General features: G+C 43.3%; 17 protein-coding genes. 10 read left to right on the top strand and 7 right to left on the bottom strand.

Annotated features, from left to right (window positions below):
- The first annotated feature begins 21 nt into the window (after positions 1-21).
- Both ABWT76_RS21570 and ABWT76_RS21565 read left to right on the top strand, forming a co-directional pair.
- Positions 22-498 (top strand): hypothetical protein, encoded by a 477-nt coding sequence (locus ABWT76_RS21570; protein WP_354634935.1) that lies wholly within the window; start codon positions 22-24, stop codon positions 496-498.
- Between the two features lie 156 nt (positions 499-654).
- On the top strand, positions 655-2202 hold the full coding sequence (locus ABWT76_RS21565) for a serine/threonine-protein kinase (RefSeq protein ID WP_190877409.1): 1548 nt from the start codon (positions 655-657) through the stop codon (positions 2200-2202).
- Here ABWT76_RS21565 and ABWT76_RS21560 read toward each other — a convergent pair.
- The 3 genes from ABWT76_RS21560 to ABWT76_RS21550 all read right to left on the bottom strand — a co-directional run bounded on the left by ABWT76_RS21560 (position 2199) and on the right by ABWT76_RS21550 (position 3555).
- Entirely contained in the window at positions 2199-2345 is a 147-nt protein-coding gene (locus tag ABWT76_RS21560; RefSeq protein WP_190877411.1) for a hypothetical protein, read from the bottom strand. The genes ABWT76_RS21565 and ABWT76_RS21560 overlap by 4 nt on opposite strands.
- A gap of 174 nt (positions 2346-2519) precedes the next feature.
- Positions 2520-2861 (bottom strand): hypothetical protein, encoded by a 342-nt coding sequence (locus ABWT76_RS21555; protein WP_354634934.1) that lies wholly within the window; start codon positions 2859-2861, stop codon positions 2520-2522.
- Between the two features lie 385 nt (positions 2862-3246).
- Positions 3247-3555 carry a hypothetical protein gene (locus ABWT76_RS21550; protein ID WP_354634933.1) on the bottom strand — a complete coding sequence of 103 codons (309 nt, stop codon included), beginning with the start codon at positions 3553-3555 and terminating at the stop codon, positions 3247-3249.
- 126 nt (positions 3556-3681) lie between these two features.
- Here ABWT76_RS21550 and ABWT76_RS21545 point away from each other — a divergent pair, with 126 nt between their 5' ends.
- Positions 3682-5274, top strand: coding sequence for an Hsp70 family protein (locus tag ABWT76_RS21545; protein ID WP_354634932.1), 1593 nt, complete (start codon positions 3682-3684; stop codon positions 5272-5274).
- 77 nt (positions 5275-5351) lie between these two features.
- On the opposite strand, the gene ABWT76_RS21540 is transcribed toward ABWT76_RS21545, so the two are convergent.
- Together ABWT76_RS21540 and ABWT76_RS21535 are read right to left on the bottom strand one after the other, a co-directional pair.
- Positions 5352-7706: a polysaccharide biosynthesis tyrosine autokinase gene (locus ABWT76_RS21540; RefSeq protein WP_354634930.1), complete on the bottom strand. Its 2355-nt coding sequence runs from the start codon at positions 7704-7706 to the stop codon at positions 5352-5354.
- A 192-nt stretch (positions 7707-7898) separates the two neighbouring features.
- Entirely contained in the window at positions 7899-10238 is a 2340-nt protein-coding gene (locus ABWT76_RS21535; RefSeq protein ID WP_354634929.1) for an SLBB domain-containing protein, read from the bottom strand.
- 594 nt (positions 10239-10832) lie between these two features.
- Here ABWT76_RS21535 and ABWT76_RS21530 point away from each other — a divergent pair.
- Complete coding sequence (locus tag ABWT76_RS21530; protein ID WP_190877415.1) at positions 10833-11843, top strand: NAD-dependent epimerase; 1011 nt, start codon at positions 10833-10835, stop codon at positions 11841-11843.
- A gap of 137 nt (positions 11844-11980) precedes the next feature.
- A complete protein-coding gene (locus tag ABWT76_RS21525; RefSeq protein WP_354634928.1) occupies positions 11981-13285 on the top strand; it encodes a C1 family peptidase in 1305 nt (434 codons plus the stop codon).
- Between the two features lie 231 nt (positions 13286-13516).
- On the opposite strand, the gene ABWT76_RS21520 is transcribed toward ABWT76_RS21525, so the two are convergent.
- Entirely contained in the window at positions 13517-14521 is a 1005-nt protein-coding gene (locus ABWT76_RS21520) for a DUF5357 family protein (RefSeq protein WP_156331602.1), read from the bottom strand.
- Positions 14518-15033, bottom strand: a complete 516-nt coding sequence (fraC, locus tag ABWT76_RS21515) for a filament integrity protein FraC (RefSeq protein ID WP_190877419.1) — start codon at positions 15031-15033, stop codon at positions 14518-14520. The genes ABWT76_RS21520 and fraC overlap by 4 nt, the downstream gene beginning before the upstream one ends.
- A gap of 7 nt (positions 15034-15040) precedes the next feature.
- On the opposite strand from fraC, the gene ABWT76_RS21510 reads away from it, so the two are divergent.
- From ABWT76_RS21510 to deoC, 5 genes are all read left to right on the top strand, one after another.
- Positions 15041-15208, top strand: a complete 168-nt coding sequence (locus tag ABWT76_RS21510) for a hypothetical protein (protein ID WP_156331603.1) — start codon at positions 15041-15043, stop codon at positions 15206-15208.
- 137 nt (positions 15209-15345) lie between these two features.
- Positions 15346-16476, top strand: a complete 1131-nt coding sequence (locus ABWT76_RS21505; RefSeq protein ID WP_054465467.1) for a cob(I)yrinic acid a,c-diamide adenosyltransferase — start codon at positions 15346-15348, stop codon at positions 16474-16476.
- Positions 16477-17050: 574 nt separating this feature from the next.
- Positions 17051-18928 (top strand): N-acetylmuramoyl-L-alanine amidase, encoded by a 1878-nt coding sequence (locus ABWT76_RS21500; RefSeq protein ID WP_354634927.1) that lies wholly within the window; start codon positions 17051-17053, stop codon positions 18926-18928.
- 435 nt (positions 18929-19363) lie between these two features.
- Positions 19364-20872 (top strand): N-acetylmuramoyl-L-alanine amidase, encoded by a 1509-nt coding sequence (locus ABWT76_RS21495; protein ID WP_190877421.1) that lies wholly within the window; start codon positions 19364-19366, stop codon positions 20870-20872.
- 286 nt (positions 20873-21158) lie between these two features.
- The gene (gene deoC / locus ABWT76_RS21490) at positions 21159-21863 is read left to right on the top strand and encodes a deoxyribose-phosphate aldolase (RefSeq protein ID WP_190877423.1); all 705 of its coding nucleotides are present in this window, start codon (positions 21159-21161) and stop codon (positions 21861-21863) included.
- The last annotated feature ends 169 nt before the right edge of the window (positions 21864-22032 follow it).

Raw genomic sequence — 22032 nt, 5'->3', positions numbered from 1 at the left:
AAAAAATTGGTGAATAGAAAGGTGAATAGAAAATCGGGAAATTTTAGTTGGCTGATTTTTATTGTTATATTTGGGTTGGGAGCTTTTTGGGATTTCGCTACTAGCTTCCTAGGAATCGTTGGTTTATTTGGTGTCACTCAGTTAAACGGCTTGGCAGCTATTTTTCAATCCTTCGGAGTTCTGATGACTGCTTTCATTGGTAGTTTGATAATTTTAGGTTTAAGTTTCAATACGGAAGAAATATGGAATCCCAATGCAAATGATACTTATAAAATATTTAGAAACTTTCATGTATTCGGCATTTTTTTTGACGCTTATACGTCTTATTTAGGCACGGCACAAAATATTATCCTAAGAGAGAGTCGCACTGCTTATATCACCATCGGAGTTGGGGAAGTATGGGAAAGACTTTCTTTTGAACAACAAATTCTTTTATTATTTATAACTGCCTTGATCACAAGTAGTCCGATTATGATTTCTAAATTATGGGATAAATAAATATTAGTCCTCTTGCAAAATACTGGCGTCGATCCCCCACCGATAGCAGCCCCCCTTAAAAACTAAAGGGGGGATCAAGGGGGGATTTTTATTATTTTGCAATAAATCTATTGATTTGGCTGAAAAACCTAACTAAATAGTCAATAAATATCATCAATGGTCAAGTGGCAACCGGGAAAAATCTTAAACGGTCGATACAAGATTGAAAAAGAGCTAGGTTCGGGCGGTTTTGCCGACACTTACTTAGCCTACTATCAATCAACCAAAGTGGTGATTAAAACTCCTAACTCTACCGTGCAACAACGGCGAGATTTTCCAAAATTTCAACAGTATTTTCGTGATGAAGCTGAAAGGCTAAAAAAATTCAATAATCATCCTCATATTGTTAAATATCAGGAGGTTTTTGAAGAACAAGGTCTGTGCTGCATCGTCATGGAGTATATTAATGGTGAAGATTTAGGGAAGTTGGTTATTGAGCAGGGAGTTTTAGCAGAATCTATAGCTTTGAAATACATTCAGCAAATTGGTGAGGCGCTAACATTCGTTCACGGGGAAGGAATTCTGCATCGGGACGTGAAACCGGAAAACATTATTAAGCGCAAAAATCAAGATCAAGTGGTTTTAATTGATTTTGGCATTGCCCGGGAATTTACTTTTGGTCAATCAGGCAGTCAGACACAATTTTTATCTAATGGCTTTGCTCCTCCTGAGCAGTATTTTTACAAAGAAAAAAGAGGAGATTATACAGATGTTTATGCTTTAGCCGCTACCCTATATGTTCTTTTAACTGGTTATGTTACTGGTTCTACTTCTCAAGTAGATCATTACTTACCATCATCTTTAGACAGAGACAAAGAAAAGAGAAAATTTTTTGGCAGCGATCTCTTACAAGACCCTAAAGAGATTAATCCAAAAATCAGTGACACAGTGAGCAAGGCTATTCTCAAGGGGATGGAACTTGACTATAAAAAACGACCTCAGACCGTTCAGGATTGGCTGGCACTTCTTCAGCCTCAATCGGTTACACAACCTGTCACACAACCTGTCACAAAAGTGGCGAAACAAGCTGTGACACAAATGAAAACAGTCTGTGTTTCCGGACTTGCCAGACTTTCTCAATTGGTTAACCAAAGTACCCCCCAATTTATTCCCGAAATCTCTGAAAAAGCATTGGTTACTTTTTTAGGCGGAGGAGTTTTTGCTATATTCTTGCTTTATTTTTATTCCCCGTATTTAAACAAATTTCCTCAACCTGTAACCATTGATTATGAAAAGTTAGAGAAACTGTTGGCTAATAAAGAATTTCAAGAGGCTGATGAGGAAACGCTGGAAATTATGCTTTTGCTGGCTCGTCGCCAGAAAAAAGGCTGGTTAGATGTCAAAGATATTCAAAATTTTCCTTGTAGCGATTTAGAAAAAATCAATAAATTATGGAGAGAGTCTAGTGAGGGTCGTTTTGGATTTACTGCTCAAAAATGGATCTGGATTGATGAGTTAGGGGGGAAACCAGGGGTTTATGACCCGGAATTAGCAGATAAGTTTGGTGATTTGGTCGCTTGGCGGGTTGACAACGAGTGGCATAAAAATATTATTTATGCAATGTTCGCCAATCCGGGACATCTCCCTTATAAAATCAATGTCAGAGGTTTTGAGATTCATATTCCTTATTGGGCAGAAAGATTAGACAAATGTAATATTCCCTAAGTCAGAAACCGGGGTTTTTTATTGGGGTTAACCCAAAATTTTCGCAAAAAAACTCCAAAAACCCGGTTTCTGGAATAGATTAAGATTAAGTGGCGATCGCTCAAATTCGGGATATCCGCGATCGCCTCTAACAACACTTCCACATTACAAGCGATCGCTCATTATTCCCACGCTATTTTTCGATTTTATTCAGAAATAAAAATTATGCAATAAAAATTATGCAAATAAAGCAATTATAATCTACAGTTCCCTCGCTGGTTACTTCATATTTAGTCCGTTCTAAATTAGGAAATCTCAACAGTTTACGGTACTCCAATCTACCACTCATAGCCGTGTTCTTTTCCCCATTGTATCCAAGCTTCCGCCATAAGCTTCATCCGACCACGGTGTTCAGATTTTACCGGATTATCACCAGTAATTGCCCTCAATGCCCAAAACCAATGGTCTGGTTTTTGTTCCAGATCGCGCAAAATTAATGGAACCACAGGCTGTCCCATGCCAATAATTCTCTGATAAGCTGGGTGCATTGACTTCTGTGTCACCAATGACAGCATCCCTGTATCGATTCGCCATTCTTCTGCGAGTCTCTTAAACTCTGTTTCCAATTCTGTCTGACTTTTAATTGGGTATTTATAAGCGGTATTTGGCTCTGTTTGCATTTTTTTTATTCAGCGATCGCCGATGATAATTTATTAGAAATCTCCAAACAATAAATTATGGCTGACTGATTGGGGCAGGGCGAAGCATTTGGGATATACAGATATCTAATTTTCCCGTCAAATTGTCGCCCAAATGCTTCGCCCCTACAAAATAATTCAAATTAATACCTTGTTTTATAGAGATGTCTATTGATTAATTTTTGCTTTTCAGTATAACATAATCACAGAGCGATCGCTCAAATATTCCTTTGATAAAATTCCCTCGATCAAATTACGGCTAATTTAACGATATTTCCCGTTTTTACCTATTTTTAACACAGCCAAATCAACCAGTTAACCATAAAGCTAAGACCCAGGCTAGGTAATACCAAGTCCGTTCGATCGGTTACAAAAACAATCCTCTCTCATTAAGATGGATTCCCGCATTCGCGGGAATGACAGAGCTTTGTAGATAATCAGCGAATACATGGATTCCCGCATTCGCGGGAATGACAGAGCTTTGTAGATAATCAGCGAATACATGGATTCCCGCATTCGCGGGAATGACAGAGCTTTGTAGATAATCAGCGAATACACGGACTTGATATAATTCGCGATCGCCAGCCAGCCCACCCCCCAAAATCCCAACAAAACTCCAAAAACCCGGTTTCTGGGGTGCCCTGAGAAAGACTGAGAAACCGGGATTTTTTGCCAAAAATCCCAAAAAATCCCAAAAACCTGGCTTCTGGGGGGACCTCTCTCTGCCCATCATGCTTGAATCATCGACCGATTCAGTCTTAGAATAAGACGATTAAACGCCTAATTTCTGAAATTTTTCCCCATGTCAATAGCGATCGACTTCGGAACCAGTAACACGGTCATTACTCGCTGGAATCAAGCGACCCAGCAAGCAGAAACCATTAAATTACCGGGTTTATCATCCCAGTTAGGGCAAAATCCGCCCTTAATTCCCAGTTTAGTTTATGTGCAAAATGCCGCCGAAAATCAGGTGAAAGTGGGTCAAGCCGTTCTCGACCAAGGCTTTGATGTCAAATCTGACCCCCGATTTTTTCGCTCTTTTAAACGGGGAATTGGGGCAGATATCCAAGGTTTTCTCCCGGAACTTGACGGTCAAATAATCAGCTTTGAAAAAGTCGGTGAATGGTTCTTTTCAGAACTCCTAAATTCATTGCGTCAAGTGCCGTTGCCCGTAGATTCTTTAATCCTGACGGTTCCAGTAGATAGTTTTGAAGCTTATCGCCATTGGTTAGGAAAAGTTTGCCAATCTTTGCAGGTGGAACAAGTCAGAATGCTGGATGAACCGACCGCTGCGGCGTTAGGTTATGGGATGGCAGAACAAGAACTTTTGCTAGTGGTAGATTTTGGCGGCGGTACGCTGGATTTATCTTTGGTGCGTTTGGATAGTAGCAGTGGTAAAAAACCTTTGGGATTTATTCTCAAATGGGGCGAAAAACTGTTTAGCGAAAGTTCTGGACAACCCGTGAAAAACGCCAGAGTTTTAGCGAAAGCAGGGCAAAATTTAGGGGGAACGGATTTAGATAATTGGTTGATAGATTATTTTGTGCAGACGAAAAAAATTCCCAAAACTTCTTTGACGACTCGGTTAGCTGAACGCTTGAAGATTCAGTTATCCCTACAAAAGCAGGCAAGTGAGGTTTATTTTAATGATGAAACTTTTGCAAGTATTGAACTGGGGTTAAGTCGAGATGAGTTTGAGACTATTCTGCAAAAAAATCAGTTTTTTGAGAAGTTAGATGATTCGATGAATCAAGTGCTTCAGCAAGCCCGACGCCAGGGGATTGAAGTGTCTGATATTGATGCGGTTTTGCTGGTGGGAGGTACGGTACAAATTCCAGCGGTGCAAAGTTGGATTGGCCAATATTTCGATCGCAGTAAAATTCGCTGCGATCGCCCCTTTGAAGCGATCGCCCAAGGTGCGTTACAACTGAACCAAGGTATTGAAATTAAAGATTTTCTTTATCATAGTTATGGGATTCGCTATTGGGATCGGCGCAATTCTCGCCATAATTGGCATAAATTAATTCAAGCGGGGCAACCGTATCCGATGGAAAAGCCGGTAGAATTAGTGTTAGGCGCGTCCTTAGAAAATCAGCCCAGTATTGAGTTAATTATTGGTGAGTTGGGGGCGGAAACTGGCGGAACGGAGGTCTATTTTGATGGCGATCGCCTAGTCACTCGTAGCCTCATGTCCGGTCAAACCTCCGTACAACCGTTAAATGACCGAGACGGGGCTCGCAGTATTGCCCAGTTAAACCCGCCGGGAAATCCCGGAAGCGATCGCATTAAAGTATTCTTTGAAGTAGACGATCGCCGCTTTCTCAGAATTACCGTAGAAGACCTATTTACCAATCAAATCTTGTTAGATAATCAAGTGGTTGTCCAATTAAGTTAGGAAAACAATTAACAATTGATAATTGATAATTCATAATTAATATTTATCTATTTCAATTATCAATTATCAATTCTTAATTATCCAGCCTCACTTTCCGATTGTTTTACCGTATTCTCGGATAAAAATGCGGCATCATTTTGAGCATTGTACTGATAAGAATAATCGTACCAACTGACACTGCGAGGCTTGACTCCGTTGGCGATCGTTCCTAACACTTTAATGCCACAAGTTTTCAACTCAGCCAAGGTTTGCAGAATCGTATTGCGATTAGTTTGGCGCATACTCACCACTAAGACCACCCCATCGGTATAACCCGCCAGTACCCGACCATCTACCACATTCTTTAAAGGCGGTGTATCCAAAATTACTAAGTCAAATTCCCGCGACCACTGCTGCATCAGTTGTTGCATTTTCTGGGAAGATAACAAGCGAATCGGGTCAGGAGGCAGCGTCCCAGCAGTTAAGATAAATAAGTTTTCTTCAATGGGCGATCGCTGAATCGCGTCTTTTGCCTGCAAATCCGTGGCCAAAACATTGCTTAACCCTTCTCGGTTGAGAATGCCCAACTTGGCATGGACTTGGGGCCGGCGCAAATCCCCATCCACCAGCAAAACTCGCTGACCCATTGTTGCTGCTGCCTGGGCTAAATTCACTGCTGCTGTAGACTTGCCCTCCTCTGCCACCGCAGAAGCAACGGCGATCGCCCGAATCGGCTGATCCGCACTCAAAAACCGAATATTGGTATTCAACGCCCGAAAAGCTTCCAAAAAGCCAAAATCGCGATCGTCTTGTAATCGTTCTCGACCATGAGAATCGGCAATCCACGAAGAACTTGCCAACTGTTTGGCGCGATCGCTAATGGGAATTAGCCCCAACAAAGGCTTATCCGTCGCTTGTTTTAAATCTTCTGGATTATGGAACACAAACTCTAACTGTTCCACCAACAATGCTGCTCCAAAACCCAACATTAAACCCAACATTGCCCCTAATACCAAATTCCGGGGCAAATTAGGCGAAAATGGAATCGCTTCTCCATCTTCATTAAGAGGAATTTCGGGCAGAGCAATAATTTCCCAAGGAGTTTCTGACTGGGCGGCTTCTAGGCGTAACTGTTCCCGTTGACCTAAGAGTTGGTTCAAGGTTTGACTGGCAACTTCTAACTCCCGCATTAAATCGGTGTACTGGCGAATGACAATCGGAAATTGTTCTCGATATTCGCTCAACATCCCCGCCGCTTGAGCCAGCACTTGATTTCTCATTTTTAACACTTCAATTTGGCTGGCGGCAGCGACCATTTGTTGAATCAATCCTAAGCGCACGGAGTTGTGGTAAACCTGGGCTTCGGGGACTCTGGCCACGGTGACAATTTCTTTGCCCAGGGCTCGTTGGGCTTCTTGACTCAACATTCCTTCGAGTTGTTGGCGTTGTTGCAGCATCGTTTGGATCTGGGGACTATTGATCGTAAACCGAGTTAATTCCTTGGCAATCTGATTTTCTAATTCCCTAAGTTTACTCAGTTGGCTTTGATAGCTCGGTGCTTCACTTAAGACCGAAGAAGCGATCGCCACATCCGGATCTAAGCCCACCTGTTGCCGCAAAGTTGTATAAAGTTGTTGTTGCTGAATCAATGCGGTTTGAGCTTCTAAAAGTTGATCGTCAATTTTAGTAATTTGTCCCGCTAGTTGTTCCCCTTGAATTTTCGGATCGATTAAATTGTAATCTTGGCGAAATTTTTGTAACTGTCCTTGCAGCGTATCCACTCTTTGCCTTAATTGCGGCAATTGTTCTTCAATAAATTGAATACCTTTCCGAGTATTTGTTTGCCGGTCTTCAAAACTATATCTCAGATAATTTTCGGCTAATTTTTTTAAAATAAAGTCTATTTTTTCCGGATCCTCATCTTGATAGCGAACTTCAATAATTTTAGTAGCTTCTTTCTTTTGCTCAATAATTAATGGGGGTTTTTCACCTGTAACCAGAGTTTTATATTCAACTTCGGGATATTTAGGTTTTAATTGTTGAATAATCGGTTCCATCAGTTTGGGACTTCTTAACAAAGCAATTTGGCTTTGGTAATCCACTCCCGAACCACTAGATCCAGGAATCCCCATACCTAAACCACCGGCTAACGCACCCAAGCGGGATGAGAGGGAATTAGCCCCTTCCCCAGTCACGGGTTCCACCAAGAGTTGAAACTTACCTTCATACTGGGGGGTTTGGTTATCGGTCCAGACCCAAACTGCCCCAGTCACCGCGATCGCCACCCCTAAAATCACAAAAGCTCGACGACGAATCACCGCAAACAACTGCCCCAGATCCAATTCTTCCTCATCCGCATCTGGGACTTCTGCCAAATATGACAAAGGCACGATTTGAGGCTGTTTACCATTTTGATCGAATGATGACGGTTGAGAATTTGGTGCAGTTTGCATTGTTACCTCATATACCCCATAAATAACTTTTGATTAACCCCTATCCTAAAAGATACTTGATCGAGATTGCGATCGACATGGCGATCGCCTGGGATGGCTTTGTGGATTGTAGACTGATCCAAAACAGCCTAAACAACCCACAAGCCAAAAAATTTGGAGTTTTCTGAGAAAACATCCAAAACGACAGGACGATTAATTGCTGCTCGAGCCACCAAACATTTGGAAAAAGTTTAAAAAGCCAAAGACAGACAGCACCGGATTGGTTACAGCGCCAATGGTTCCGCCGATTTCTCCGAGGGTATCTCTGGTTTTAGCCAATCCAGAACGCCCCACCACAATCACATCACCATTACGCAGAGTCGGGTTAGTTTGTTCATCCAGTCCTTGACTAAAATCAACAGGCACCACCTCTTGACTCACCGTGCCATTCGGGTTCAACCGAATCAACTCCACATCATCCTTACGGGCACGGCTATTGTTAAAGCCCCCAGCCGCTAACAATGCTTGGTTTAACGAAGTATTCGGTGGCAACTCCAACGTCCCCGGGCTTAAAACTTCCCCAACAATATTGACGCGGATCGCACCGGGAGAAAAACTGGCTAAAGCCACTTGAGGGGCTTCCGCTAAATCGATACTGGTAGCGGTGGGCACCACAATCGTATCTCCTTGTTGGAGAATAATATCGTTAGTGAGTGCGCCAGTTTCCAGCAGTTGCCAGAGATCCAAAGCGATTAATTGTTGAGTCCCATCTTTCCTTTGCCGACGTACCTCAATTTGACGAATATCCGCTAAAGGTGTAATGCCACCAGCAGTTTGAATCGCACGAGTCACCGTGGTCAAGCCAATGATTCCACCGCCGGTGCCACCACCGCCTCCGGCTCCCACCGTATAGGTTCCGGGGCGGTTGACTTCCCCGACCACGGCAATATTTAAGGATTGAGAGGTATCTGCCGCAAAGTTGGTTGTGGCTAATTGTATAGAACGGGCTGGGTCAAAATTCTCTGCGGATACCGTAGGCACCACAATGGTATCTCCTTGTTGCAAGATAATATCCTGGGTGAGATTTCCTCGCTCCACCATATCCCAGAGGTTGACTGAGACGGTTTGCTCGGCACCGGCTCTCGGTCGCCGAATCACTTGGATATTGCCAATATCGGCGGATTGAGTTACGCCCCCGGCAGTTTGCAAGGCGAGGGTCAATCTGGTAAGTCCAATCAAACCTCCTCCAGCATCTCCACCTCCTCCACCGGCTCCTACGGTATAGGTTCCCGGACGGGTCACTTCCCCAACGATCGCAATCTTCAAAGGTTGTGAGGTATCAGCGGCAAAGTTTGATGTTGCTAGTTTCACCAATCGGGCTTCGGTCATCGTCTCTGGGGCTGCCGTGGGGACGACAATAGTATCTCCCTCTTGCAGGATCAGGTCTTGCAGCAGATCTCCTCTTTCTACCATCTCCCAAAGGTTCACGGAGATGGACTGGGGAGCGCCCGCTCTGGGTCGGCGAATTAGTTGGATACTACCAATATCAGCGGATAAGCTGACTCCGCCAGCGGTTTGCAGGGCGCGGCTAATGGTGAGAGTGCCGCCGGTGCCATCCACCCTGGTGACAGTGTAGGAACCAGGACGAGACACTTCCCCGACGACGACAATATTGATCGGTGCGGTGGCTTCCCCGGATAAGGTGGCACTGGCTAATTGACTGGCCTCAAAGGGATTAAAAGTGGTTGCCGTGGGGATAAAGATTGTGTCACCATCCCGCAAGGAAATGTCCTGACTGAGGTCTCCTAGTTGAATTAAGCCTGCTAGATCCAGAGTGGTTAGCTGATCCGGTCTGCCCAGTTGACGCCGCCGCAGTTGGATTTGACGAATATCCGCTGATTGGGTAATTCCTCCAGCGAGTTGAATCACTTGGGCGATGGTTGCGGGGCCACTCTCAGTGCCTCCCATTGTGTAGGAACCTGGCCGTCTGACTTCTCCGGCAATGCCAATTTGTAAGGGACGTTTTGCCAGCAGTTTGACGGTGAGTAATTCTGGGCGTTGTAAATAAGGCCGATATGCTTGCTGTAGCAAGCCGGTAAGTTGACTGATGGTTAAGCCTTCTACCCTCACCGTACCAATCAACGCCATGTTGATGGTGCCATCGACTAGCACTTCATACTGCCCATTGGAGCCACTATATTCGGGGACGTTGAAAATATCCACCTGAATGGCATCTCCCGGACCGAGGGTATAAGCGGTTTCTACCGGGGGCGGTGAAACTCGCGCTGCTGGAGGAAAGCCTTGTGGTGGGGGTGGACTGCTGACGGTTCTGGGAGGATTTGTCTGGGTGGGATTGGGGGGCGCGGGATTTGTGGGTGCGGGATTGGTGGGCGCAGGATTGGTGGGCGCGGGATTTGTCTGAGCCGCGTTTGGTTCCGTTGGTTTTGGGGAGGGCATCTGCTGGGCGATCGCTCCTCGTTGCGGATACAACATCGCTGGTAATGAGACTATCAGAGCAATCCAAGCAGACAGAGCGATCCGTGCGATTCGCATTCGCGATCCGCGCTGGCGCGGAATCGGTAGATTTAGGGATGAAATCAACGGGCTGTTTCCCTGACCGGGGATGAAAAGTTTCTGATTTTTAGAATATGCTGGCATCATTGTCAAGTTTTACTTATCGGTTATTCAGTATTAGTTTATATATACAGAAGCAGCCGGAACTATCGGCCAATCCAGGCAAATCTCCCCTTGGGGCTAATCACTTAAAATTTTTAAACCACAGGGGACACCGTGTCTATACTTTAACTATAATTAGGCTGGAAGTGGGATTCGGTTTAACCAATCCCCGTCCATTCTAGTTTTATCCCCCGGTGGCAGCTAATCTAATCTAGGTTGAACATAAGTATAGTCGTTAGCTTAAGCTGTTTGTTTCCTCTAGGATATACTTATCAATCAGATTAAGCATAATCCGATTGACTTAGGCGATCGCCGCCAGGATAGTTGCATTCTTGTCTTTCAGCCGAGTTAATTCGGCGATCGATTTTCCCGGATATTTTAATTTAGGCACAAAATCTCAAAAATTTTTTTACCTAAATTAATTATTATACTATTTCATCATAACATATTTATCTCTTAATCACAACAAACATGACTAAACTATTAATAACTGGAGTCGCCGGTTTCATTGGTTTTTATGTTGCCAAAAATATCTCAAAACAAAAAATTAATATTATTGGTATCGATAACTTAAATGATTACTATGAAGTTGCTTTAAAAGAAGCCAGATTATCCCAATTAAATCAGTTGGATAATTTTCAATTTGAGCAATTAGATTTAAGCGATCGCGCAGGAATGGCCGACTTATTTGCCCGTCATCAACCGGAAAAAGTCGTACATTTAGCCGCTCAAGCCGGAGTCCGCTATTCTCTGACCAATCCCCATACTTATGTAGATAGCAATTTAGTTGGCTTTGTCAATATTCTAGAAGGTTGTCGGCACAATCAAGTCAAACATCTCGTATTTGCTTCCTCCAGTTCGGTCTATGGTGCCAACACCAAAATGCCCTTTTCCGTAAATGACAACGTAGACCATCCAGTCAGCCTTTATGCTGCTACCAAAAAAGCCAATGAATTGATGGCACATACTTACAGTCATCTATATGGTTTACCCACCACCGGATTACGATTTTTTACAGTTTATGGGCCTTGGGGACGCCCTGACATGGCCTATTTTTTATTTACTAAAGCAATTCTAGAAGGACAGCCAATTAAAGTATTTAACCAAGGTCGAATGCGCCGTGATTTTACATATATTGATGATATTGTTGAGGGAATTATTAGAGTGTTAGATCATATTCCTCAACCCAATCCAGCTTATGCTTTTGATTGTGGTTCTCCTGGAAGTAGTGCGGCTCCTTATAAGATTTATAATATTGGCAATAATCAACCAGTGGAATTACTTCAGTTCATTGAAGTGTTAGAAGATTGTTTGGGAGTAAAAGCCCAAAAACAAATGATGCCCATGCAGCCAGGAGATGTCCTAGCCACTTATGCGGATATTGAGGATTTATCCAAAGATGTGGGCTTTAAGCCAAGTACACCAATTGAAGTGGGAATTCGTCACTTTGTTGACTGGTATCGGTCTTATTATCAAGTATAATTCCTTGATCTGATCCAGCAAAAATTCGATGGAAGGTTAAACTTACTCTGTTAACTATCTGTGTAGTTGCCAGAATTTGATCTTCGTTTTACCCTGTATTTACTGACTCCCCTTAAAGAAAAAAAGAGGATATTTTTATGGCCAAAACCTATCAGGCATCTTATTTAGTGGAAAAGTCCACTGGTAAAAAAATCAAAATCGGTGGCTGTATGCGATCGCAAAAAGCCCCCCCAAAAGCCAGAGCTTATGCCACCAGTCGCTATGGATCTCAAGAATTACCCCCGAAAGTTGACCTCCGTCAGCACATGACCAAAGTTGAAGATCAATCCAGTGTCAACAGTTGTACCGCCAATGCTTTAGTCGGAGCTTATGAATATCTTGCCAAAAGAATTTTAGGCTTTTCGGGAGATGTGAGCCGTCTATTTGTTTATTTCAATGCCCGGAAATACGATCGCATCAAAGGAGATCAAGGCAGCACCATTTCTGGCAGCATTGCCGTATTAGAAGAAATGGGTGCTTGCACCGAAGAAACTTGGCCTTATGATCCAAAATTAGTCAACAAGCGGCCTGCCGATGAAGCGTATGAAGAAGCGAAACAATTTCTCATCGAAGAAGCGGAAGAAATTAATGTGGATCTGTACGCGATGAAACATTGTTTAGCCGAGGGATATCCGTTTGCTTTTGGACTATTACTATTTAATTCTTTTGATCATGCTCGTCGCCAGGGAATTGTCCCTATGCCGAATTTAGATACGGAAGAAGGGCGAAAAACTCACGGAGCCCATGCGATGCTCTGCGTTGGCTATTCTGATAAATCTCAAGCCTTCATTGTGCGTAACTCTTGGGGAGAGGACTGGGGAGACAAAGGTTATTGTTATATTCCATATAACTATATGACTGATCCTGATTTATGTTGGGACTGCTGGACAATTCGAGCGTTGACTGACCTCGATTTTAGCCCTGATGTCTGGTACGAGGATGACGATCGCAACTACTACTATGAAGCATATGAAGAAGAGGAAGACACCGAAGAAGAGTATTACTATTATGATGATGAAGACGATGACGAATACGATGATGAAGACGATGACGAATATGATGATGAAGATGATGACGAATATGATGATGAAGACGATGACGAATATGATGATGAAGACGATGACGAATATGATGATGAAGACGATGACGAATATGATGAAGACGATGACGAATATGATGATGAAGACGACGATGACGAATATGATGATGAAGACGATGACGAATATGATGATGAAGACGACGATGACGAATATGATGATGAAGACGATGACGAATATGATGATGAAGACGATGACGAATATGATGAAGACGATGACGAATATGATGATGAAGACGATGACGAATATGATGATGAAGACGATGACGAATATGATGATGAAGACGATGATGATGACGAGAGTTAATGCGTAATCAATCGGGTTTCAACAATGTTTAAGGGATGCCAATAACTTTGAGTAATCTCGGACTAATCAAGGAAGTAACATTGTGGGATTAACAAATATTTTTTAAGCAGGGTTAGTTTATAGGATTTGCTCGCTGATTAATCGGTGATCTAACGGTGATTGAAAGCCTAAACACTCCCCATATTTTTGATAATTGGGGAGTTTAAAAAATAAATAGGTTTTAAATAAAAGTTAAGGATTATGACGGGGCTGAATCACGCTTGTTTTTTCGCAAATAAATTCAGCAACTGCTTTGGGGTGGGAACTAGAAGGATTTATAAAACTTTGCCTAACTTTACAAGTTTTTTTGAGCTTATATTGCTCTGGATTATCATTATTTCCTGACAATATTACCCATAAGGTTAAATTATATTCTGAGATTGTTGATGGATTGATGCCGTCAATCGGCTCTACTTCAAGTCTCACTGACCATTGGCTGTCTTCTATTTGATTGATTAACACTTGATTAATTTTATTTTTCAAATATTGAGAGTTTAACATTTTTAAATAAGCTTCAACTCTTGACCAAGGTTTAGCATTTAATTGTTTGTTTAGATATACTTCAAAATAATTTAAAATATCTTCTGATATTTTGCTACTTATAGAAAAACTTTTGTCCTGAATTGGTAATGTCTGCACCACAAAAAAACTTTGGCTAAAATTTTGATTAATATAAAAGTTTTTAGGATAATTTATTTCAGCCCAATTTTGGATAAAAACGTAAAAAGTAAACCAACAACTGATTAATAAGTAAATCAAAAAAATGTTGATTAATTCTTTGAGCTTTTCTGGCTGAGGTTGCTTAGGTTTAAAATTGTTAAAAAATTCCGGTATAATCGCCATCAGTCCACAAAGGATTGGGGCAAATTGCCCAAACACAAACACGAAATTAATTTCTATGGTTTTAAATAAAAATACACAAATTAATAAGCTAACTATAATGGGTCTCAGTTTAATGCCAAAAAATTTTGAACGTTTTTCCGTTAGCAGCCAAAAAACACCTATTATTAAAAATAATAAAGCAAAATTTGCCGTAAAATTAGCGGCAATTATCCCATTATTGCCAGGTAAAATATATGCAAAAAATGCAAATAAACCAGAAAACATACTCAGCAGTATGATGGTTTGCCATGAAATAGCTTTCGGTGGCTTAAAAAGGTTAACGTAGTCTTTTATCTGTTGAAATATTGGACTCATTTTGAATTCCAGTTGACTAAGATTAAAATTAATAAGATAATTCCATGACTCAAGGAATGTCCCCAAATAATAACCTGATATTTTTTGCGGTATTTTATTTGATATAGCGATAAATGTCTATATTTTTTTTTGGTTGGGGTTTCCAGTTCATCCGAATATTTACTAATTCTCTCCATTAGCATAAATGTCGTAATTTTTAAGGTTAATGCCAAAGCAAATACTACAATAAAGAACGTGAGTATAAGCCACTCTGGATTGGGTGGTAATTTATTAAATAAAATAAAGTTCATTAATTGAAATTGAAATTCTGAGTTTGCCAATGGTACAAATACAAAAAAAATTAACCAACCAATAATGTTAGAGAATAAGTTGACTGGGATGGAATATTCTAAGCTTTTTTTTCGAGATATTTTGATAAATTTATAAAAAAATAATGCTTCAATTGTAATTTGAATTAACAAAAAAAAAGTTTGAAAAAAAACGGTTTTTAAAGGAATAATTGAGGAAAGCATTTCACAATTGCAATCAAAATACAATAAGGAAATAGAAAAACGGAAAAAGGCATTGGCTGAAAAAGTTAACCATGATTTAATCGGTTCGGGGAAACTAAAAAGGGTTGGTAAGTCGGCAAAAATCGATTTTTTTATTAACTTGACAGGAAGAAAACATCTCGGTTACGCTGCATAAGTTCTTTCTGATATTCTAAACTAGACAGAAACAGGAAATTATCTTAACTAGGCAATAATCATGCTATAGTTGTGCGTTCCCAATTAGCTTAACGAATTACTACTGATACTATTCACAACGGATAAAGAGACGAAATTATGACACGCGCTGGGATCGGCATTCGCACCGCTCAAGTTCAAAACCGGATTATAGGTCAAATCCATGTGTATGATGGGGCTGGCAAGGGGAAGTCTCAAGCCGCTTTGGGCGTGGTTTTACGCTCAATTGGCCTGGGAATTAATACCCCGGATCAGAGTCGAGTGCTACTGCTGCGGTTTCTGAAAGGGCCAGGGAGAGAGTACGAGGAAGATGCCGCGATCGCTGCTTTGCAACAGGGCTTTCCTCATTTGATTGACCAAGTTCGCACAGGTCGGGCAGAATTTTTTGGTCCCGATGAAATTACCCGCTTTGACCGCATGGAAGCCCAACGGGGTTGGGATGTGGCCAAGGGGGCGATCGCCTCTGGGTTGTATTCCGTGGTGGTCTTGGATGAACTGAACCCCCTGTTAGATTTGGGATTGTTGTCAGTCGATGAAGTTGTCCGCACCCTCCAGCATAAACCAGAACATGTCGAAATTATTGCCACGGGTCGCAATACCCCGGCGGCGTTACTGGAAATTGCTGATTTACATTCGGAAATGAAGCCGCAATATCATCCGTTAGCGGCGGAACAGGGGTTAAGTGGGATTGAAATTTATACCGGGGCAGGTAAGGGCAAGTCTACCAGTGCTTTGGGTAAGGCTTTGCAAGCCATTGGCAAAGGCATTTCCCAAGACCAATCTCACCGAGTGTTGATTATGCAATGGTTGAAAGGGGGCAGCGGCTACACTGAGGATGCGGCGATCGCGGCTTTGCGCCAAAGTTATCCTCATTTAGTGGATCATCAGCGTTGCGGGGGAGATGCGATTGTGTGGCGGGGAAAACAACAAGAAATCGACTATGTGGAAGCGGAACGAGGCTGGGAAATTGCTAGGGCAGCGATCGCCTCTGGTCTATATAAAACGATTATCTTGGATGAACTAAATCCTACGGTGGATTTAGAATTACTCCCGGTTGAACCCATTGTGGAAGCCCTCTTACGCAAACCACGGGATACGGAAATTATTATTACAGGTCGTTGTCAAAATATCCCCGCTTATTTTGAATTGGCCAGCATTCACTCAGAAGTTTACTGCCATAAGCATTATGCTAACCAAGGGGTTGAGTTAAAGCGGGGGGTAGATTTTTAATCAACAATTCTGGAGCAATTCTGGCAAAAACATCAATCCCCCTAACTCTGCTTTTTTAAGAGGGTTGGGGGGTGTGGTTTTCAGACAGTGAAAAGCGCTTTAGTTAAGAAAGAGAAGGGAACAGGGGTAGGAGGTAGCCCCGGAGTTTCGGTTTCTTTTCTGGGGAAGTCCCAAAAGAAATCTCTGCTGACCATCCGGATCCGCACGATCGCCGTTTGTAATTTCGTAAGCATAGCCAGGAGATTCTCAACCATTAAACCATTAGCATTGAGGTGCCACCATTTCGCATGAAGCAGTAATAGCCACTGGCCATTTATGGATTACAGTGTCAAATCTCTATGGGTCATATATACTGAGAAACTGCGATCGACATTGTACCCTATCAGATATTGATCTTTGAGGAATGCCTCATCTGATGAAAATCCTGATTAAAATATTAGAGGTTTGTCTTCCGGGGTGCTGTGTCAACCAACCTTCTGGAAACATTTGGTTGATTTCTGGTTACGGAAAAATTTAGTGCGGAAATGGATTTCTTGAATCCTATCTATCTGGTGGCCAAAAGTAGAGAATATATGTGGTGTCCGAAAATATGAATAATGTCACCCCTAGCTTGCGTGTTAAGGCCTTTCCCCAGACTCAAGTGGGTAAAAATATCTTACTCAAGGGAGTCCTGCCGACCCTTGCCGGTCTATTAATGCTGGCCACCCCCGCAGAGGCGGCAAGGCTGCAATCTTGGCAGTTTCAGTCGAATCAAAACCGATTATCTTTTACGACCGCTGGTGGGGTTCAGCCCAGAGCCCAACTGTTGGCCAATCCGACTCGGTTAGTGATCGATCTGCCCGGTACAACCATTGGGCAGTCACCACGCTCTCAATACCTGGGCGGTGCCATTAAAGAAATTCGCGTGGGACAGTTTGAAAGCGACACCGCCAGAATTGTGGTGGAATTTGCTGAAGGCTATACGGTTGATCCGACTCAGGTCCAATTTGATGGACTTTCCGCGAGTGAGTGGACAGTGCAAATCCCTACGCCTCAACGGATCGGCACTGGGGGGTCACCCGCTCCCAACGGGGCTGCCAACAGTTCTTCTAACGGGTCAAGGGGCGCCGGTTCTACCAATGCTCAAACCATTGTGCAGAATGTTCAGGTGAGTGAACAAGGGATTGTGTTAAGTACCAGTGGACAACTGCCACGGATAGAAAAGAATTTCGCGGCGGATGGTTCTTGGATGACGATTAGTATATTTGGTGCTACTTTATCCCCAGATTTTCGCACTCCGAATCAGAATATGAGCGGCTTAGGGGTTAGCAGGGTGCAAGTGACTCCGGGTTTGGGTTCAGCCCCAGTGGTGCGTGTGACGTTGGATATGAGCGATCGCGCCCAAGCTTGGGATGCTCAGGTGAGTTCAGCCGGTGCGGTGCTTCTATGGCCCCAAGGCGGTATGCGACCGAGTATTAGCCAAGGCAGTGATTTAAGCATCATTGAGTCCGTTGAACTGAGCAAAAATGGTACAGAACTGGTGATTAAAGCCGATCGCCCACTGACTTATAGTAGTGGCTGGGATACGCCGATGGCTTATCGAATCACGATTCCCGGCGCTCAGATCGGTTCAGGAGTCAGACTGCCCAATTTCAGTGCCAGCAATGGGGTTTTGGCGGTGGAACAACGGCAAGACGACGAGGAAACCGTGACCCTATTGGTGAAGCCCAATCCCAACTTTTTGATTGCTTCTAATTCTATTTATCAACCGAGTAGTCAGCAGATTGCGCTGCAACTGCAACCTAAACAATCAGCGGTGGTGACACCTGTGCCAGGAAACAACCGAGATAATTCCTCCTATCCCCAGCCGATTACCCAACCCAGGCAAACTACTCCCAGTCCGCAGACTCGTCCAATTCAACAAGGACGAGTGGTGGTCGTGATCGATCCGGGACATGGGGGCAATGATACCGGGGCGATCGGCATTGGTGGACTGCGGGAAATTGATGTGGTGTTGCCCATTTCCAAACAGGTCAGGGATATCCTGGAACAAAACGGAGTTCAGGTGGTGATGACGCGGGAATATGACCAAGAAGTTGAGTTGGAACCTCGGACACAACTGGCAAATCGCGTCAATGCGGATTTGTTTATTAGTATTCATGCCAATGCGATCGATATGACTCGTCCTGATGTGAATGGCATCGAGACTTATTATTTTCAGAGTCGCAGTGGTCAATTACTGGCTCAATATATTCACAATAGTATTCTGCAAACGACTGGATCGCCCAATCGCGGCGTCCGCGAAGCCAGATTTTATGTCCTCCGACATACCCAGATGCCAGCGGTGTTGGTGGAGGTGGGCTTTGTTACAGGAGCGCAAGATGCCGCGAAATTGGCTGACCCCGCTTATCGCAGTCTGATGGCTGAGGCGATCGCTCGTGGGATTTTACAGTATATGCAACGAAATTTGTAAAATCGTTTACGGTAGCATTAATGAAACTATTTATTATATAGTGTGCAAAACCTCGCGATCAGGAGAGAAAACCGGCATACAATTTAAGCCAAAATATGCTAAATATCATAAACATTGTTAAAAATTAGTGAAGTTCTCCAGATCGTTGAGAAAATACCGTATCCAGATATACAACCATTACTCCAGATATAGGCGCGATCGCGTCTATATTTTAATGAACCCCGCTCGGTTTTTTCACGTCATGCTGAAAAATCGTCTTCGGGGATTTTTAATGTCTATCACAATTCATTGACCGAATCATGCCGAAAGAAATAGATAACAACCTGAGCAAAATCCATTAAAAAAAGCCCAGATTACGACTAAACTCAGTCTCGGTTTCCGCCGAAAATCATCGCCAATGTATCATATCCAAAACAGTTTATATAGAAAAGTGCCATGAAAACTACTAACCAGCCAACGGACAAAAAATTCGGAAAATTTTCTGACTCCAGACTTTGGAAAACTCTGCTCTGGCAATGCATCCTGCCTAGTTTAATCGGGGTTGTTTGCCTGAGTTCTCCCGCTGAAGCCAGCCGACTGCAAAATTGGCGCTTTCAAGCAACCCAAAATCAACTGTCTTTTAGGACTGCCACTCCGGTTCAGCCTAAAGCCCAATTGATTTCTGACCCGGTTAGATTAGTGATCGATTTGCCGGGAATTAGTATTGCCGATATTCCCCGCAATTTGCGATCGCAGTCCGTCGGCGGTGCCATTCGCGAAGTGCGCGTGGGACAAGTTGAGCCGAATATGGCCAGAATTGTGGTGGAATTGGCGAACGGTTATACTCTGGATCCTTCAGGGGTGCAATTCGAGCCAGTGTCCGGGAATAACTGGACGGTGCAATTACCTGAACCTCAACCGATTAATACGGCAGTCAGACCATCGGTTACTCCATTAGTCAGTTCTGGGGAGAAGCGATCGCCGGAAATTGCCCAAGGCAATGGCTTTGCCACCATTGAGTCGGTTCAGTTGGTGAATAATGGGACGCAATTATTGATTAGAAGCGATCGGCCAATCCAGTACAACGCTAGTTGGGATCGACAGACCTTAGACTATGCCATTCAGATTTTTTCCGCTCAACTCGGAGAAGGGGTAAGATTGCCCAATGGTTTTAATGCCAATAATCCGATTTTATCTTTACAGGAACGAGAAGACGAACCAGAAACCGTCACCCTGATGGTGCAGCCTAACCCGAATTACCACGTCATGGGGGTTGTGTCACAAGGCCCGAATCAAATTGCGCTGCAATTGCAACCAAAAGCAGGAGTTTCTGGCTCCGGTCAGGGTTCTGTATCGCCTCGTCCCACCACTCCCTTACCCCCAGAAAATTATCCCCAAATTCAAGCCCCCAGAACCCAAGATGGGCGTTTGGTGGTTGTAATTGACCCTGGTCATGGGGGCACTGACCCCGGCGCCGTCGGTCTGGGGGGACTTCGGGAAACTGATGTGGTTTTGGATATTTCCCAGAAGCTGGCTGAAATGCTGGAGCAAAGTGGCATTCAAGTAGTGATGACTCGTCAGGATGAGCGCACCATTGACCTGGCGCCTCGAACCCAACTGGCTAATCGCATCAGTGCGGATTTATTTGTGAGTGTTCACGCCAATGCTGTGGGTGGGGGACGCACAGAAGTGAATGGGGTGGAAACTTATTATTACCAAAGCGGTAATTTACTGGCGCAATATATCCAAAATAGTATTCTGCAAACCATGAGAATGAATAACCGGGGGGTTAAGCAGGCTCGATTTTATGTGTTGCGAAATACTCAGATGCCAGCAGTGTTGGTGGAAGTGGGTTTTGTCACCGGCAGTGATGATTCGCAGATTTTGGCTAACCCAGACAATCGCACCCGCATTGCTGAGGCGATCGCCCAGGGCATTCTCCAATATGTTCAACGCACTCGGTAATTGTTGATGGTTGGTTGTTGATTGTTGGTTGGTTGGGTTGTGGGGTGTAATTGATAATTGATAATTGATAATTGATAATTGATAATTGATAATTGATAATTGATCATGGTATTTAATTGTCAATTGTCAATTATCAATTGTTAATTGTTTTCCCCCGCTCCTCCGCTCCCCCGCTCCCCCACTCCCCTGCGGATAAAACCCCGGCTTGAAGAAAAGCCGGGGTTTTGTGTTTATTTTTCTTAAAATTTTGATACAAATTAAACATAGATGACTTAGAGATTCAACCATGACCAGAGCTTTACTTGACAGTAATATCGATTTGGCTTCCTTTATCGATCATGCCCTGCTCAACCCTACAGCCACTCCAGAACAGGTAGAGTATTGGTGTGATGAAGCGCTGAAGTATCATTTCCCCACGGTCTGTGTTTACCCGGCTTATGTGGGACTTGCCAGTAATTTTTTGCATGGCAAACCCGTCAAAGTCTGCACTGTGATTGGGTTTCCCAGTGGTGCCACTACGCCAATGGTGAAACTCTACGAAGCCCAAGAAGCGGTGGAGAATGGGGCCACGGAATTGGATGTGGTGATTAATCTAGGCGCCCTGAAGTCCGGTAGAACCAATGAAGTTTATCGAGAAATTGCGGAAATTTGCCAGGAAACCGGCCAATTGGTGAAGGCGATTTTGGAAATGTCTTTACTGACTCAAGAGGAAAAACAACTGGCAGCGGAAATTTGCATGGATGCGGGGGTGGCTTATCTCAAAACCAGTACCGGCTTTCATGGGGGCGCTACGGTGGCAGATGTGAAATTGCTCAAAGAAATCACCAAAGGTAATGTGGGAATTAAAGCTTCTGGGGGCATTCGTACCCCAGGGCAAGCTTTAGATTTAATTGTGGCTGGGGCAACGAGATTGGGGACTTCTCGCGGGCCGGATATTCTACGTCAACGGGAAAAATTTGAACCCCCATTGAGTCAGTCTGATGAATATTAATTCTGATTTGTTCAGGATTAATTATAAAATTAATCGCATTTTATTGGCTGATTTTGCATTTGTTGCCTGCTTCGATATTTTGTAGAAAAATATCTCCAATAAAGTATAATTAAATAGTGGTTATTATGAAATAAATAAACCCGATAAAATCGTTTTTTATCCATTGCCT

The sequence above is a fragment of the Planktothricoides raciborskii GIHE-MW2 genome (genome assembly GCF_040564635.1).
GTDB classification, from domain to species: domain Bacteria; phylum Cyanobacteriota; class Cyanobacteriia; order Cyanobacteriales; family Laspinemataceae; genus Planktothricoides; species Planktothricoides raciborskii.
This window is presented reverse-complemented; position numbering and strand designations above follow the sequence as displayed.